At 62.9% G+C, this 15153-nt stretch carries 11 protein-coding genes; 4 read left to right on the top strand and 7 right to left on the bottom strand.

The window, feature by feature from the left end:
- The first annotated feature begins 109 nt into the window (after window positions 1-109).
- Entirely contained in the window at window positions 110-760 is a 651-nt protein-coding gene (locus CQ019_RS07810; protein ID WP_105553948.1) for a bifunctional 2-polyprenyl-6-hydroxyphenol methylase/3-demethylubiquinol 3-O-methyltransferase UbiG, read from the top strand.
- Window positions 761-941: 181 nt separating this feature from the next.
- Here CQ019_RS07810 and CQ019_RS07805 read toward each other — a convergent pair whose 3' ends face one another.
- Genes CQ019_RS07805 through CQ019_RS07785 form a run of 5 tightly spaced genes read right to left on the bottom strand, consistent with a single transcriptional unit; the run spans window position 942 to window position 7351 of the window.
- Window positions 942-2426, bottom strand: coding sequence for a rhamnulokinase family protein (locus tag CQ019_RS07805; RefSeq protein WP_105569371.1), 1485 nt, complete (start codon window positions 2424-2426; stop codon window positions 942-944).
- The gene (locus CQ019_RS07800) at window positions 2423-4459 is read right to left on the bottom strand and encodes a bifunctional aldolase/short-chain dehydrogenase (RefSeq protein ID WP_105569656.1); all 2037 of its coding nucleotides are present in this window, start codon (window positions 4457-4459) and stop codon (window positions 2423-2425) included. Before CQ019_RS07800 ends, CQ019_RS07805 begins: the two co-directional genes overlap by 4 nt.
- A gap of 40 nt (window positions 4460-4499) precedes the next feature.
- Complete coding sequence (locus tag CQ019_RS07795) at window positions 4500-5795, bottom strand: MFS transporter (RefSeq protein WP_181148329.1); 1296 nt, start codon at window positions 5793-5795, stop codon at window positions 4500-4502.
- Window positions 5795-6967, bottom strand: coding sequence for an L-rhamnose isomerase (rhaI, locus tag CQ019_RS07790; RefSeq protein WP_105569370.1), 1173 nt, complete (start codon window positions 6965-6967; stop codon window positions 5795-5797). Before rhaI ends, CQ019_RS07795 begins: the two co-directional genes overlap by 1 nt.
- A 48-nt stretch (window positions 6968-7015) precedes the next feature.
- Window positions 7016-7351, bottom strand: coding sequence for an L-rhamnose mutarotase (locus CQ019_RS07785; protein WP_105569369.1), 336 nt, complete (start codon window positions 7349-7351; stop codon window positions 7016-7018).
- 238 nt (window positions 7352-7589) lie between these two features.
- On the opposite strand from CQ019_RS07785, the gene CQ019_RS07780 reads away from it, so the two are divergent.
- The 3 genes from CQ019_RS07780 to CQ019_RS07770 all read left to right on the top strand — a co-directional run bounded on the left by CQ019_RS07780 (window position 7590) and on the right by CQ019_RS07770 (window position 11168).
- Window positions 7590-8627, top strand: a complete 1038-nt coding sequence (locus CQ019_RS07780) for a LacI family DNA-binding transcriptional regulator (RefSeq protein WP_105569654.1) — start codon at window positions 7590-7592, stop codon at window positions 8625-8627.
- Window positions 8628-8728: 101 nt separating this feature from the next.
- Entirely contained in the window at window positions 8729-9622 is an 894-nt protein-coding gene (locus tag CQ019_RS07775) for a LysR family transcriptional regulator (protein WP_105553953.1), read from the top strand.
- A gap of 166 nt (window positions 9623-9788) precedes the next feature.
- Entirely contained in the window at window positions 9789-11168 is a 1380-nt protein-coding gene (locus CQ019_RS07770; RefSeq protein WP_105569368.1) for an LCP family protein, read from the top strand.
- Window positions 11169-11179: 11 nt separating this feature from the next.
- Here the strand turns inward: CQ019_RS07770 and CQ019_RS07765 are convergent, their stop codons facing one another.
- Both CQ019_RS07765 and CQ019_RS07760 read right to left on the bottom strand, forming a co-directional pair.
- Window positions 11180-12928, bottom strand: coding sequence for a plasmid pRiA4b ORF-3 family protein (locus CQ019_RS07765; RefSeq protein ID WP_105569367.1), 1749 nt, complete (start codon window positions 12926-12928; stop codon window positions 11180-11182).
- A 94-nt stretch (window positions 12929-13022) separates the two neighbouring features.
- A complete protein-coding gene (locus tag CQ019_RS07760; RefSeq protein WP_105569366.1) occupies window positions 13023-14708 on the bottom strand; it encodes a formate--tetrahydrofolate ligase in 1686 nt (561 codons plus the stop codon).
- Window positions 14709-15153 lie beyond the last annotated feature (445 nt).

Below are 15153 nucleotides of genomic sequence, written 5' to 3'. Positions count from 1 at the left end.
CATCGATTGCGATCCCACTTTTTGCGCGTGAGGCAAATTCGGATGCCAGCATCGCGGAATCACCTTAGGCTGAAGGCATTACTTTCAATGATCGCTAAGCGGGGACTCAATGCACGAACACCACCACACCACAGCACCGGACGCGGTGGCCTTCTGGGAGAGCCACTACGGACAGTCCGAACGGATCTGGTCCGGGAACGTCAACAAAATGCTTGCCGAGATCGTGGCAGATCTTCCCTCGGGCAGGTCTCTGGACTTCGGTTGCGGAGAGGGTGCAGACACCATCTGGCTGGCGAACAAGGGATGGCAAGCAACCGGTGTCGATATTTCTGCGACCGCGGTTGAACGGGCACGCTCCGCGGCAAAGGAGCAGGGACTCAGCGAGAAAGACGCCAGCTTCATCGCGGAGGATCTCACCACCTGGGACAGCGAAGAGCGATTTGACCTGGTGACCCTGAGCTTTTTCCAAGCCCCCTTCGAAATTCCGCGGGCAGAAATCATGCAGAAGGCCGCCTCGCTCGTAGCCCCGGGCGGGCATTTGCTGGCGGTTTCGCACGCCGCGGCCCCCTCCTGGGCCTCCAACGAACAAATGGCTCAGCATCGATTCCCCACCCCGGATTCCGAGCTGGAATCGCTGAGCCTGGACTCGAATGCGTGGACAATCCTGCGAGCCGAAATTGTCGAACGCGAGGTCACCGATCCCGACGGCAAACCGGCGACCTTGGAAGATACTGTCGTATTTGTGCAGCGCGGCAACTAGGCACGGTCAACACACTCGCCGAAGGCAGCCGCCGAATTTGCGGCTGCCTTCGTTTGCGCCAGTTTTGTCTCACGGCGCATTAAAGTACAAGACCTAGCAAATGAAGAAGATCTTCGTTCACTAGGTCTTGGCACTATTCATGGGCAATGAACAGCGCTGATACGAGATGCCCACACGGATCTCATACCAAGTTTTTTGCCAGCCTGGGTTGGTAGCTCACCCAATCAACAGATTTTCGTACCAGCTCACGCACTTCCCCCGTGGTCCAGGGGCGCGATTCCATGGCACGCAATTGCACCAGCACATTGCCCAGGGCCGTGCATTCGACCGGTCCGGCGATGACCGGGATTCCCGCACGATCGGCGGTACGCTGGCAGAGCAAACTGCCTTGCGAACCACCACCCACAAGGTGAATCGCGTCAGGCACAAACCCGCCAAGTGCTGCGGCCCTGAACGCCTGGGTGGCGAAGCTCTCGGCGAGGGACTCGATCACGATTCGAATGATCTCAGCTCGGGATTCCGGCTTCTTGCCACCTGCTTCGATGACCGCGTCGCTGATCCGTTCGGGCATTGCCCCCGGAGCCAGGAAGCTATCGGCCTGCGGGTCGATGAGCGTGCCAGGGACCCCCAGCTGTTCGGCCTGCGCCAAGAGCTGCTCCAGCTTCACGCTGTCGCTGCCGTCGGTTTCGGCCTGCTCATTCCATTCTCGTATTGCCTCGCTGAGCAGAAAAGTTCCGGTCACATTCTTCAGGAATCTGACGGTTCCGTCGAGGCCCAGCTCGTTGGTGAAACCCGCTTCCTGCGCACGTGGCTCAAGCACCGGCGACTGGAGCTCAACCCCCACCAATCCCCAGGTGCCGCACGAAATATAGGCCGAATGCGCGCTCGCCAACGGGGTGGCCGCCACGGCGCTTGCCGTGTCGTGCGAGGCGACAGCGAGCACCCTGACCTCAGCGTGGGCTCCGAACTCGCGAGCCAGCGATCCACGCAAGTTTCCGACCACTTCACCTGGGCGAATCAAGGGAGCTAGCAAGCTAGCGACTTGCAAATGCTCGCTCAGTTCCGCGTCCCACGTCCCGGAGTTCAGGTTCAACAGCCCGGTGGTGGAGACATTGGTCCACTCGCTGCGCGCCATTCCCGTCAACAAATAGTTGATGTAGTCCGGGACCAAGAGCAGCGTATCGGCTTGGGCCAGCCGGGATTCTTGCCGTTCGGCTTCCAGCTGATACACCGTATTAAAAGGCAGGAACTGCAAGCCGTTGCGGGCAAACAACTCCTTGCGGTCAAAGCTGGCTTCCAGCGCCGGGACGGCGAGCTCATTGCGCGGATCCCGGTAGTGGCGTATCTGCCCCAGACGTTGCCCATTTTTCAGCAGCGCATAGTCCACCGCCCACGAGTCCACGCCGATGGAAGCGATGTCGGGATGCTGGGCGAAGGCCATCGCCAACCCGTGGCGAATTTCTTCCCACAGCTGGTCGATGTCCCAGGCCAGCGCCCCGGTGTCCGCCCCGTCTCCCAGCGTGGACAGCGCAACCGCGCCGTTGGCGAAGCGATGCACCAGGCTGAGTTCGACCTTGCCGTCCACCAGACGGCCGAGCATCACTCGGCCGCTGGTGGCGCCCAGATCGATCGCCGCAACCGGCGCGGTGCCCAAATACGAACTCATCGCAGGAAGGCCGCCGCAACGCCCGAGTCAACCGGGATGTGCAGGCCGGTGGTGCGGGTCAGTTCCGGACCGGTGAGCACGTAGACGGCGTCGGCCACGTTTTCCGGGACCACTTCGCGCTTGAGGATGGTGCGGTTCGCGTAGAACTGGCCGAGGTCTTCCTCATTCACTCCGTAGGTGGCGGCGCGGTTGGCGCCCCAGCCCGAGGCGAAGATGCCCGAGCCGCGCACCACTCCATCGGGGTTGATACCGTTCACGCGGACCCCGTGTTCGCCCAGTTCCACGGCCAGCAGGCGCACCTGATGGGCCTGGTCGGCCTTGGTGGCCGAGTAGGCGATGTTGTTCGGGCCGGCGAAGACGGAGTTCTTCGAGGAGATGTAGATGATGTCTCCGCCCATGCGCTGGTCGATCAGCGCCTTGGCCGCCGCCTTGGAGACCAGGAAAGAGCCCTTGGCCATCACATCGTGCTGCAGGTCCCAGTCCGCTTCGGTGGTTTCCAGCAGCTTCTTGGACAGCGACAATCCGGCGTTGTTCACCACCAGGTCGATACCGCCGAAGGCGAGCACCGCGGCGTCCATGGCCGCCTGGACGGCGGCGCCATCGGCCACATTCGCGGCGACACCGACGGCCACATCGGCGTTGCCCAATTCCGCGGCCGCGGCCTGCGCCTTGGCCAAATCCAAATCGGCAATGACTACGCAGGCCCCCTCGGCGGCCAGCCGGGCGGCGATCGCCTTGCCGATGCCGGACGCGGCGCCGGTCACCAGGGCGATGCGCCCGGCGTGGCTCTTCGGCTGAGGCATGCGGGCCAACTTGGCTTCTTCCAGCGCCCAGTACTCGATGCGGAACTTCTCCGCGTCGGAGATCGGGGTGTAGGTTGACAGGGCCTCGGCGCCACGCATCACATTGATGGCATTCAGGTAGAACTCGCCGGCCACGCGAGCGGTCTGCTTGTTGGCGCCAAAGGAGAACATGCCAACGCCGGGGATCAGCACGATCAGCGGATCTGCACCGCGGATGGCTGGGGAGCTTTCATCCTTGTGGGCCTCGTAGTAGGCCTGGTAATCGGCACGGTATTCCACGTGCAGGTCGCTCAGGCGGGCCAACTGCTCCTGAAGGGTAGCGGTGGCCGGAAGATCCAGCACCATTGGCTTGATCTTGGTGCGCAGGAAGTGGTCCGGGCAGGAAGTGCCCAGTGCGGCAAGTTCGTCTAGTTTTTCGCTCGCCAGGAAATCAAGGACTCGCTCATCGTCGGTGAAGTGGCCAATCATCGGCTTGTCCGTCGAGGCCAGACCGCGCAGGGTCGGGGCCAGGGCGGCGGCGCGAGCCCGGCGTTCGGCTTCCGGCAGTGCTTCGAATCCGGGCAGCTGGGCACCGAATGGCTGGGCCTTGCCGTGTTCGCGGATATAGTCCGCCGCGGTGTCGATGATCCACAGCGAGTTGGCTTCGCATTCCTCGGACGTCTCGCCCCATGCGGTGATGCCATGTCCGCCGAGAATGCAGCCGACTGCGTTCGGGTTTTCATCCTTGATTGCGGCAATGTCCAGTCCCAGCTGGAAGCCCGGGCGGCGCCAATCAACCCAGAGCACCTTGTCACCGAAGATTTGCGCGGTCAGCTCCTTGCCATCCTTAGCGGTGGCGATGGCGATGCCGGAATCCGGGTGCAGATGATCCACATGGGGCGCATCCACCAGGCCGTGCATGGCGGTATCGATAGAGGGTGCGGCTCCGCCCTTGCCGTGCAGGCAGTAGTCAAAAGCCGCCACCATCTCATCTTCGCGGTCCACGCCCGGGTAGACCTTGGCCAACGAGCGCATCCGGTCCAGCCGCAGGGTCGACAGGCCCTTCTCGGTCAGGGTGCCCAGGTCTCCGCCGGATCCCTTGACCCAGAGCAGCTCAACCTGTTCTCCGGAGACCGGGTCGGACGCGAAGCCCTTGGCCGAGGTGTTGCCTCCGGCATAGTTGGTGTTCTTCTTGTCCGCACCGAGGCGGTTTGAACGGGTAATGAGCTGTTCTGCGGTGCTGATGGTCATGGTTTCTCTCGACATGTCTGTGTTCAATCCTTGAGTCGTATTAGGCGTTGATCTTGGTGCCGTAGCGCTGGGCTTCGATTTCTTCGAGGGACTTGCCGCGGGTTTCCGGCGCCCAGATGGTGCCGATCAGCAGGGCAACTACCAGCAGGCCGATGATCAGCAGGCCGAGCTTTTCCAGCCCGATGCCGGAAAGCAGGACCGGGAAAACCAGGGATAGCAAGCCGACCAGGACGCGGGCGAGCATGAACAGCACGCCCTGGGCGCTGGCGCGGTATTTGGTGGCGAAGAGTTCCGCGGTCCATAGGCCGTAGAAGGCTTGGGCTCCCAAACCGGCGGAAATGCCCCAGGCGCAGGCGAAGAACAGCAGCGAGAAGGCTCCCGGAGGGGCGAAGATCAGCACAACCCAGGCGGCAACGCCCAGGGCGGCTCCGCCAAAGTACAGCCAGCGGCGCGAGACGCGGTCCCCGTACTTCATGAAGCCGAAGTAGGTGGCGGCCGCGGTGAGCACCCAGACCAGAACCTGCAGCAGGTTCTGCTGCGTGGCCGATTCGACGCCGGCCGCCGCGTACACGCGTGGCTGGAAGATGCCGGCCTGGCCGGCCACGGTATTCCACAATCCATACACCCCGAGCAGGAAGAACAGCGCCGACCAGTTCTTGCGTTCGGCCAGCAACCCCTTGACGCCGGAAAAGAAGGAGATCTTGGCTCCGGAGGCGATTTCTTCGGCGCGCTGCTGCTTCCAACGGGTGGATTCGGGAAGCCCGCGGCGCACCCACCAGGTGATGGCGGCGACGATGAACAGGTGGAAGAAGATCAGCCGGGACCCATTCACTCCTAGTGGTGCAACCATGATGGCCAGGGCAAAGCCGACCGCCGGTCCGAAGGACCAGGCCAGCTGCGCGGTTCCCACGTGGGCTGCGCGCGACTCCTGCGGAGCCTCCTCGGCAATGTACGTCCAGGAAGCCGGAACTCCGGCGCCCACCGCGATGCCCATGAGGATCACACCGATAATCAGCAGCACGGTGCTGGCGGCGAAGGTAATCATCAGCGCACCGACCATGAAGACGATCAGGTCGTAGGTGTAGATGAATTTGCGGCCCAGCCGGTCGCACAATGGGCCGCCGATCAGCGCACCCACCGCGGCACCGAAAGCGTTGGCGGAGATCGCCGCGATGACCCCGACCATGCCGTCATCAAATCCGAAGGCACCCTGCCAAAGGGTCAGGCTGGTGGCCAAGGCAATAATTGCCCCGGCTTCGATGTAATTGCTCATGGCCACGGCAATGGTGGCTTTCCAGCCGCTGATGCCGCGCTTTTTCGTCAGTGCCGTAGTCATCAGGCACCCCACCCCGCCTGCACGCCGCCGGCGCGTTCGGCTTCGATGCGGCTCTGGTAATCCGAGACGCGAAAGGCCTCCATCGGGTCGCCCGGCAAGCCACGCGATTCACGCCAGCTGGCGAGTTCGCTGCGAATATCGGTGTAGAAGGCGTTCATGAAGATGTCGTTGGCGGCCAGCACATCGCCGGCGAGCTGCGCCTCGGTCAACGCAACCCGGTCGATGAGCAACGCCCGAGCGGTCATTTCCTGCACATTCAGTACGCTGCGGATCTGGCCCAGGATCTTGTTTTCCACGTTGTGGCACTGATCGAGCATGAAGGTGATCGGGGTATCGACATCCAGCCCGCCGCCGCGGGCCACCTCGGCCATGATGCGGAAGAGCTGGTACGGGTCGGCGGAGCCGACGATCAGGTCATCATCTGCGTAGAAGCGCGAGTTGAAGTCGAAGGAGCCGAGCTTGCCCAGGCGCAGCAGCTGCATCACGATGAACTCGATATTGGTGCCCGGGGCATGGTGTCCGGTGTCCAGGCAGACCAACGCCCGCTCGCCGAGCGCGGCGACCTGGGCGTAGGAGGTGCCCCAGTCCGGAACATCGGTGTGATAGAAGGAGGGCTCGAAGAACTTGTACTCAAGCACCAGGCGCTGCTCGCCGGTCAGCCGCGCGTAGATTTCGGACAGCGAATCCGAAAGCCGGTCCTGGCGGCCGCGCATATCTGCCTGCCCCGGGTAGTTCGAGCCTTCGGCCAGCCAGATTTTCAGGTCTTGGGAGCCGGTGGCGTCCATGACGTCTACACACTCGATATGGTGGTCGATGGCCTTGCGGCGGACTTTCGGATCTTCGTGGGTCAGCGCGCCGAACTTGTATTCGTCGTCCTGGAAGGTGTTGGAGTTGATGGTTCCCAGTTCCACCCCGAGCCCGTTCGCGTGGGCGCGTAGCGAGCCGAAGTCCGCCACCTTATCCCACGGAATGTGCAGGGCCACGGCCGGAGCCAGTCCGGTCAGGCGGTTGACCTGCGCGGCATCGGCGATCTTCTCATAGGCATCGCGTGGGGTGCCCGGGGTGCCGAACACTTTAAAGCGGGTGCCGGAGTTGCCGTAGGCCCAGGAAGGGACTTCGATGGCCAATCGTTCAAGGGTGGTCAGGATCTCGGGGGTCAGCTTAGCGCCCATGGATCTCTCCATTCTTCGGTGGTGGAATTGGTTTGCCGGTGTCGCCGTTTAGAGCTGGGCCAGCTGGTCTTCGAGGTTGAATACCTCGCTCAGGCGCGGCGCACCCTGGTCGGGGCGCCCGTCGAGGGAGATGAAGAACTCGGACATTTGCGCTTCCCAGGCCGAGGTGCGTGGATCCGCATCCAGTGCGGCTTGGGCGGCTGCGTCGTCGGCGGTTTCGTAGTAGCCGATCAGCAAGCCATCGGCGCGAAGAAAGAGCGAGTAATTGCGGCGTCCCGCGTCGTTGATTGCCCGCAGCATCTCTGGCCAGACGGCGGCGTGGCGTTCGGTGTATTCGGCCAGCCGGTCCGGCTTGACCTGCAGCTGAAAACAAACCCTGTTCATGCGTTGCCCTCTTCGTTGAATGCTTGTGACGCTGAGTCGGTGATGATCGACCCAAAATGAATCGTTTCAATCACCGAACTTCACCGACTTTAGACCAGAACATGGCTCAAGTTCAAGCAGAATCCAAAAATCTGCCAAAATTAATTGAATCCATTCAATCTCGCGCCCTGTGGCAAGCCGAGCGGGCGCCGCACGATATACTCGGGAGAAGACCATCGGGGCAAAGGCGGGAAACTACGTGTCGGTAAGCGTGAAGGAAGTCGCTCGCGAGGCAGGTGTTTCGGTCGGAACGGTCTCCAACGTACTCAACCGCCCAGAGGTCGTCGCACCGGCGACGGTTCGCAAGGTCACCGAGGCCATCGACAAGCTCGGATTTGTGCGCAATGACGCCGCCCGCCAGCTGCGGGCCGGGCACAGCCGCAGCTTCGGGCTGGTGATCCTCGATGCCCGAAACCCGTTCTTCATGGACGTCACCCAGGGAGCCCAGCACCGAGCCCTGGAAAACGGCTACACGGTGCTGATGGGCGCCAGCGATAGCTCGCTGACCACCGAACAGCAGCTGCTTGACCTATTTGACCAGCAGCGCGTCGCGGGGGTGCTCATCTCCCCCATGCACAGCGATCTGAGCCGGCTTTGGCGCATCCGCGAATCCGGCACCCCGGTGGTCTTGGTGGACCGCGGAAGCGGCGACCGCAGCTTCTCCTCGGTCTCCGTCAACGACGTGGAGGGCGGCCGAATCGCCGTCCAGCACCTTGTCGAGCTGGGACGCAAGCGCATCGCCTTCGTCGGCGGGCCGCAGAGCATCGAACAGGTCCGGCATCGCCTGGAAGGCGCGCAGTCGGTCATCGCCGGCGCTTCGGATGCATCCCTCGAATATCTGCCAACCAAGCAGCTGAGCGTCATCGAAGGCCGCGCCGCCGGAGAACGCATCGTGGCCATGGCGCCCGGGCAACGCCCGGACGGTGTTTTTGCCGCCAACGACCTACTGGCTCTAGGCATCCTGCAGGCATTTGTGATGTCCGGGAAGCTGAAGGTTCCAGAGGACATTGCGCTGGTCGGATACGACAACATAGCTTTCGCCGAGTCGGCGGTCGTCCCGATCACCACCGTGCGCCAGCCGGCCGAAGAAATCGGGCGCACCGCGGTCGATGTCCTGTTGCGCGAAGCCGAAGCGGGCGAAAATGCGGTCCGCGAGCAGTTTGTCTTCACCCCGAAGCTGGTCATCCGCGCCTCCACCACAGGCACCGCCAACGCTCCTGCGCCTTCCCCCAGATAATGCCGCAGGCAGGTGTTGGAGCTCGGTGGAGCCCCGGAGCATGCTAGCGTTTCCCTGCAATCACGCCAGATGCAGTCATAGTTCAAAGGGACCTCCGATTCATGGCCACTCACCTCAACTCCAGCAATATTTCCCTAGCTCAGATTGCGGCCGTTATCACCGTGGTGGACTATGGATCCTTCACCGCCGCGGCGGATATCCTCGGAATTTCCCAGCCTTCGCTGTCACGCAGAATTCGAGCGTTGGAGCAGACCCTGGGCATGCCGGTCTTCCGGGCCGCGGGGCGGAACATGCTGCTCACCGAAGCCGGGAGGAGCATCATCCCGGCCGGGCGGCGAGCCCTGCGCGAGATCTCCTCGATCGACGCGCTGGCTTCCTCAACCCGGTCGCTGGATTCGGGCTCATTGCGCATCGCGGGCCTGCCCTCGCTCATTGCCGGAGTCCTTCCGGAATATCTCGGCCCGTTCCACCGCAATCACCCCGGGATCCAAATCGAAATAGTCAGCGTCGAGGATCACGAACAGCTGATCGACTCGGTACGCCTGGGACGCGCAGATCTCGCATTCGGCGTGGACGAGCGGATCCCCGCCGACCTTCAGACGCGCTTCGTGCGCAAGCAAAGGTTTACGGCGGTCCTTTCCACCGATTTAGCGCATACCGTGCGCACTGCGTTGGACTCCGAACTGCTCGGCGGGCTCACGCTGGTCACCTTGCCGCAGGGGACTTCCACCCGGCTGATCACCGATGAGGTCTACCGAAATCTCGGCGCCACCGCGCCACGCATCATCACCACCACGCAGCGCGACGCTCTGGTCCAGCTGAGCATCGCCGTTGGCGGAATCACCATGGTTCCCCAGGTGCTGGCCAGCACCGCCGAAGTCTTCGGCGGGCTGCAGGTTCCCTTGGCCGCCGATGCCGGACGGCCCATTGGTGCGATCTTCCGCAAGGACTCGTTCAAGAACCCCGCCCTGGAGGAGTTCCTGGATCACCTGTGAGACGCAGATCTCGCGGAATCTGCGCTCCCGCGGAAAGCCCGGGGTGGCGGGCAGATCCATAGGGAAAATACATGGGTCCGCGCACTTTGGCTATTGGCGCGGTCCGTGCCTTGCATGGTCGGCTGGTGTAGATATTCCCGCCTGACTTTCGCAGGAGACCTGAGCTATGACCCATCAGCGGCCCGCAACGCCCACCAGGAAAAATTCTCCGCGACGCAAGCGCAATTTTCGCATCATCGCCGCGGCGCTGGTCCTGGCACTGGTCGTCGGAGTCGGAGCCGCCTGGTTCCGGCTTCAGGGAAATATCTCCACCGCCGCGATGCGCGCCACGGAGCAGCGGGTACCCGATTCCAGCCGGGGCATGAACATCCTCCTGCTGGGGTCGGACAGCCGGACCTTCAGCTCAACGGATTTCGGCAAGGACAACGGATCGGCGCGCAGCGATTCCATGGTGCTCGTTCACCTGGCTGCCGGCAATGAGCGCATCGACGCGGTACAGATCCCGCGCGATACATTGCTCGAGATTCCCGCCTGCGAGGATACCGGCCACGGACATTACGCAGGCGGTCACGGGATGATCAATTCGGCACTGAACTACGGCCCCGCCTGCTCGGTCGCCGCCGTTGAATCCCTGACCGGCGTGGATCTCGACCACTTCATCGAGGTCAATTTCGAGGGCTTCATTTCCATCGTTGACGCGCTCGACGGCATCGACGTGTGCCTAGCCGATCAGATGCAGGACCCCAAGGCGAATCTGGATCTCCCGGCGGGCAACCAAACGGTCAAGGGAGAAGACGCACTGGCCTTGGCCCGCACCCGGCATGCGGTCGGGGACGGCAGCGATATCGCCCGCCTGGGCCATCAGCAGATGGTGATGTCGGCCGTCGTGCAACGGGCCACGAGTCGTGAAACGCTCACCCGGCCGGACCGGCTGTATTCCTTCCTGGATGCGGTCACCTCATCGATGACCGTTGATCCGGGACTCAGCTCGCTGGCCAATCTGGCCTCCTTGGCCACCCGCATCCAAGCGGTGCCCACCGGGGAAATCACCTTCATGACCATGCCTTGGCAGCCGGCTCCGCAGAACCGCAACCGCGTTGTCCCCGCTCCCGAGGCGTCCACGATCTTCGAGCGGTTGAGCGCAGACACCCCGGTAAATCTAGGCGATAAAGAGAGCTCGAAAGCAGAAGCGGCGCCAGCGGCCAGCTCGCGCGAGGCTGCCGTGCGAATCACCAACGGCGCGCGAGTGAATCAGCTGGCATCGCAGTTCGCTGCCAAAGCAACCGCGCAGGGCTTCTCGATCTCCGAAATTGATACCGCCGAAGCTCCCCAGGCGGCAACGCGGCTGCTGGCCGCCGACACCCAGGAAGCCCGGCAGACGGCCAAGGCCTTGGCCAAGGAACTAGACCTGGATCTTCGTCCGGTCAAGGCGCCCATAGAAGGCGTCCAGTTGCTCCTCGGCCAGGACTACCTTGAGATCGAGGGAGCCGAAAAGGCTCCGGTCAAAACGACCAACCGCAAGGCAAGCCAAAGCTTGTGCGGCTGAGCGAGCCTGGGCTAGAACTCCTGGTCTAGCGCTTCGTTGATCTCCTGCATGCTGAAGGACGTCGGATCAATCTCGTCCAGGCCCATGCCTTCGAGCCATTCCATGACTTGCCCGTGTTCCGGATGGGCGGGGTCGCCGATGGCGGCGACTTTTTCCGCCCATCCCCAGGTGCCGCCGCTGTCTTCGAGCGGTGCCATGCGCCGGCCTCCGGTGCAGCGCGGCAGCGCCCCGGCCGCGGATTCCAGCACCTGTTCCACCTCGATGCGGATCTCCCAGCCATCCCCGAAATCATAGGCGTAGTCCAGCCGGTCCTTTTCGGCTTTGAGCAATTCGGAAATCAGGACGCCTGATTCGTCTTCGTCAAACTCCATCTGCTCGATATCGGGTCCGTAGCTGGTGCCGCCGTATCCGCCCGAGCGGAACTCGTGCAGATGCCCGTCGTACCAGTCGAAGCTTGCCTGGATGATGTCGTGCAGGTCGCCCAGGTGCAGGTCAGTTGGCACCAGCACCCGGCGCCAGATCGGCGGTTTGGCGTCTTTCAGACCCAGCTTCAGCTGCAGCACCTTGCCGGTAAATGGTTCGGCACGCTTTTCCCGTTTGGGCTCTTCCGAATCGAAGCCGAACAGCGCGTTCAGCTCTTCGTCTTGCAGATCTTCCTCATCGAGCTCATCATCCAGATCGGTGAGAGTCGCCGCGACGAGACGTGGGAGCGTGTAGTGCTCACCTTCCTCGACCAAACCGAGGAACCGCAATTCGCCCAGCCGCTGGTGGGCCTGTTCCCAGGCCGCCGGCGACCATTGCTCATCTCGCGGCTCGGCCACCCGATGCGCGGATCCTTCAATGGCCTCAAGCAACCAGAGATTAGACAGTCCCCAGGCTTCCAGGGTTTCTTCATCGGCGTCCTCGGGCGCTTCGAGGAAGAGATCGAGGAATGCCTGCAGGAAAACATAGTTCGCGGAAAACGCCTGCTGCCCCTCGGACTTCTGGAATGCCCCGGCGGCCGGACCGGCTTTCGGCGACGCGTGCGCTTCGAGGGTGATGACGCCGGCCACCGCGAGCGAAGCAATGGCCAGGGAAAGCACCAGCTCGGCTTGCGCCTCGTCCAGCCCCTTGGGAAGTTCGCCCTCCAAGGCCTTGGCAGCGGAAGCCAGGAATTGTTCTCCCGGGCCGGCGCCCCATTCGGCGGCGCCCTTCCCAAGGCACCAGCGGGCCAGGCCATGGGCCAATTCCACGATGGGAAGCTGGCGCAGTTCGGCGAGCGCCTGCTCTTCGAGCTCACCAGGATTCCCGGGCGCGGAAAGAGCGTCTGCGCTGAACGGAGCCGCGGTCTCCAGATTGCCGCGCAGCCAACTCAGCTCGGCGAGGTCTTGGGTCCAGCGGCCGGTATCCTCGATAAAATCAAGGTAGTCTGCCCAGGCCATGTAGAGCACCATGCGCAGTTCCCCGGAGAGATCTTCCGGCTCTTCGGCTTCCTCGAACTCGATCATGGAGTTCAACACCCCGAACAGCTTGGGTGCGTTGAACTCGGTGACGGATTCCAGTCCTACGACTTCGGCGTACATGCCCAGCGTTTCGCGCACGGCCGCCAAGGCAAGCAAGGCGGTTTCCGAATCTTGCCGCCGCTCGCCATACCAACGCACGAATTCAGGCGACAGCGCATCCAGCCCGCGGTCGACTCTCACTCGCCCCATGGACACCACCGGTGCCTGAACACGTCCGGGGTGCCCCTGCTTTACTTGCTTTTTCTTCTTCTTGGCCACCGGGTCTCCCTCACGCGCTTGGACATCTTTGTTTCAAGGCTACGTGGGTTAGGCGCTTCCAGAGCGGAAATAGGGCATTCTCCGGCTAGCTGTCCTACGACAGCCCCACGGCGTTCCCTTTGCCGTCGACGTCCATGTGCATGGCTGACGGAACCTTGGGAAGGCCCGGCATGGTCATGATCGCCCCGGTGATGGCCACGATGAAGCCTGCGCCAGTCTTGGGGATCAGCTCGTGGACCTGCAAGGTGAACCCCTCCGGGGCGCCCAGGAGCTTGGGGTCGTCGGAGAAGGAATACTGGGTCTTGGCCATGCACACCGGCAGGTCGTCCCAGCCGTTGGCGTGGATCTGCTCGAGCATCCGCCGTGCGCTGGCGGAGTATTCGACATCCGCTCCCCCGTAGATCTCGCGCACCACGGTCAGGATCTTTTCCTCGATGGGCAGCTCCAGTTCGTACAGCGGAGCGAAATTGTTTGGCGCTTCGATGGCCCGCAAGACCGCGGAGGCCAGGTCGCCGGCCCCCGCGCCGCCATGGCCCCAGACGTCGGCAATCGCGCATTCAACGCCCTGCGCTTCGGCCCATCCGGTGACCACAGCCAGTTCGGCCTCGGTATCCGCGGTGAACCGGTTGATCCCGATCACCGGCTGGATGCCGAATTTCCTGATGTTCGAGGCATGCCGCGCGAGGTTGGATAAACCAGCGCGCACGGCCGCGACATCCTCCTTGCCCAACTCGCCCTTGGGAACTCCCCCGTGCATTTTCAGCGCGCGAATGGTGGCGACGATAACCACCGTGTCGGGGTCGCACCCGGCATAGCGGGCCTTGATGTCCATGAACTTCTCGGCACCGAGGTCGGTACCGAAGCCTGCCTCGGTCACCACGACGTCGGCCAGCGCGCGTGCGGTGTTGGTGGCGATGGCCGAGTTGCAGCCGTGCGCAATGTTGGCGAACGGCCCGCCGTGGATGAAGGCGGGCGTGCCGCCCATGGACTGGACCAGGTTGGGCTTGATCGCGTCCTTGAGCAGCATCGCCATGGCGCCAGCGGCGCCCAGGTCATCAACGGTGACCGGAGCCTTGTCATAGGTGTATCCGATGGTCATACGGCCAAGCCGGGCGCGCAGGTCCTCTAGCCCGGTGGCCAGGCAGAAGACCGCCATGACCTCGGAGGCGACGGTAATCTCAAAACCGGTTTCCCGCGGGATTCCCTCGGTCGCTCCGCCAAGGCCGATGACCACGTGGCGCAGCGCGCGGTCGTTCATGTCCAAAACGCGCTTGAATGTGATGCGCCGCGGATCGATGCCCAAGGCATTGCCCTGGTGCAGGTGATTGTCGAGCAGCGCCATCAACAGGTTGTTGGCGCTGGTGATGGCGTGGAAATCCCCGGTGAAATGCATATTGATCTCATCCATGGGGAGCACCTGGGAGTAACCGCCACCGGTGGCCCCGCCCTTCATGCCGAAGTTCGGGCCCATGGACGGTTCGCGCAAGGCGATCATGGTTTTGGCCCCGGTGGCCGCCAGCGCATCGCCCAAACCCACCACCATGGTGGATTTCCCCTCCCCTGCGGGCGTCGGGGAAATTCCGCTGACCAGAACGACCTTTCCGGGGCGGACACCACGAGCAGTCAAAAGCGACGGGTCGACCTTGGCCTTGTACCTGCCATAGGACTCAACTGCGGCTTCAGGGATCCCCGCCGACTCGGCGATCTCGGAAATTGGCCTGAGCGCCGCCCGCGAGGCAATCCCAAGATTGCTCATGTCGGTTTCTGGCGTTGCTGTCATCGCATGCCCCTAATCTGGCGTCCCGTATTCCGGGAGATGAGGAAGACCAAGGTTTTTGGTATTCCTTGATTCCCTCCAAGCTACCACTGCAGCAATAACGGGCGCTGGCACGGCTTGGCCGAAGTAGAGCACGTGCCTTTTGCGGAGGGGCATTGGCCGAGCAAGGACACGACCATCGACTCTGCACAGCACCAGAGCAGCTTGGAAAATCCGGCTCTTGCGATTGCGAACGGCAAAGACCGGTCAGTTCGGCAACAGGCTCCAGGACATCAATCAGCAACACTCGGCACGGCGGCCTCACGCATCAACCGACGAGCTAGCGACTGAGGGCCGCTTTTCCGCTTCTATCCCCATCATTCGAGCGTTCAAAATATGTGAAACCTCAATCGTTGATAATTTCCGCCGCTCTCTCCCACGCGGCGACTCCGCCGAGATCAGCCAAAGT

Source organism: Arthrobacter sp. MYb229 (assembly GCF_002975405.1).
Classification (GTDB): domain Bacteria; phylum Actinomycetota; class Actinomycetes; order Actinomycetales; family Micrococcaceae; genus Glutamicibacter.
The sequence above is the reverse complement of the archived record's forward strand: the minus strand, read 5'-3'. Positions and strand labels throughout refer to the sequence as shown.

Coding starts and splice junctions, on each gene's coding strand:
- CQ019_RS07810 (WP_105553948.1), top strand. CDS start 110: ATGCACGAACACCACCACACCACAGCACCGGACGCGGTGGCCTTCTGG.
- CQ019_RS07805 (WP_105569371.1), bottom strand. CDS start 2,426: ATGAGTTCGTATTTGGGCACCGCGCCGGTTGCGGCGATCGATCTGGGC.
- CQ019_RS07800 (WP_105569656.1), bottom strand. CDS start 4,459: ATGACCATCAGCACCGCAGAACAGCTCATTACCCGTTCAAACCGCCTC.
- CQ019_RS07795 (WP_181148329.1), bottom strand. CDS start 5,795: ATGACTACGGCACTGACGAAAAAGCGCGGCATCAGCGGCTGGAAAGCC.
- rhaI (WP_105569370.1), bottom strand. CDS start 6,967: ATGGGCGCTAAGCTGACCCCCGAGATCCTGACCACCCTTGAACGATTG.
- CQ019_RS07785 (WP_105569369.1), bottom strand. CDS start 7,351: ATGAACAGGGTTTGTTTTCAGCTGCAGGTCAAGCCGGACCGGCTGGCC.
- CQ019_RS07775 (WP_105553953.1), top strand. CDS start 8,729: ATGGCCACTCACCTCAACTCCAGCAATATTTCCCTAGCTCAGATTGCG.
- CQ019_RS07770 (WP_105569368.1), top strand. CDS start 9,789: ATGACCCATCAGCGGCCCGCAACGCCCACCAGGAAAAATTCTCCGCGA.
- CQ019_RS07760 (WP_105569366.1), bottom strand. CDS start 14,708: ATGACAGCAACGCCAGAAACCGACATGAGCAATCTTGGGATTGCCTCG.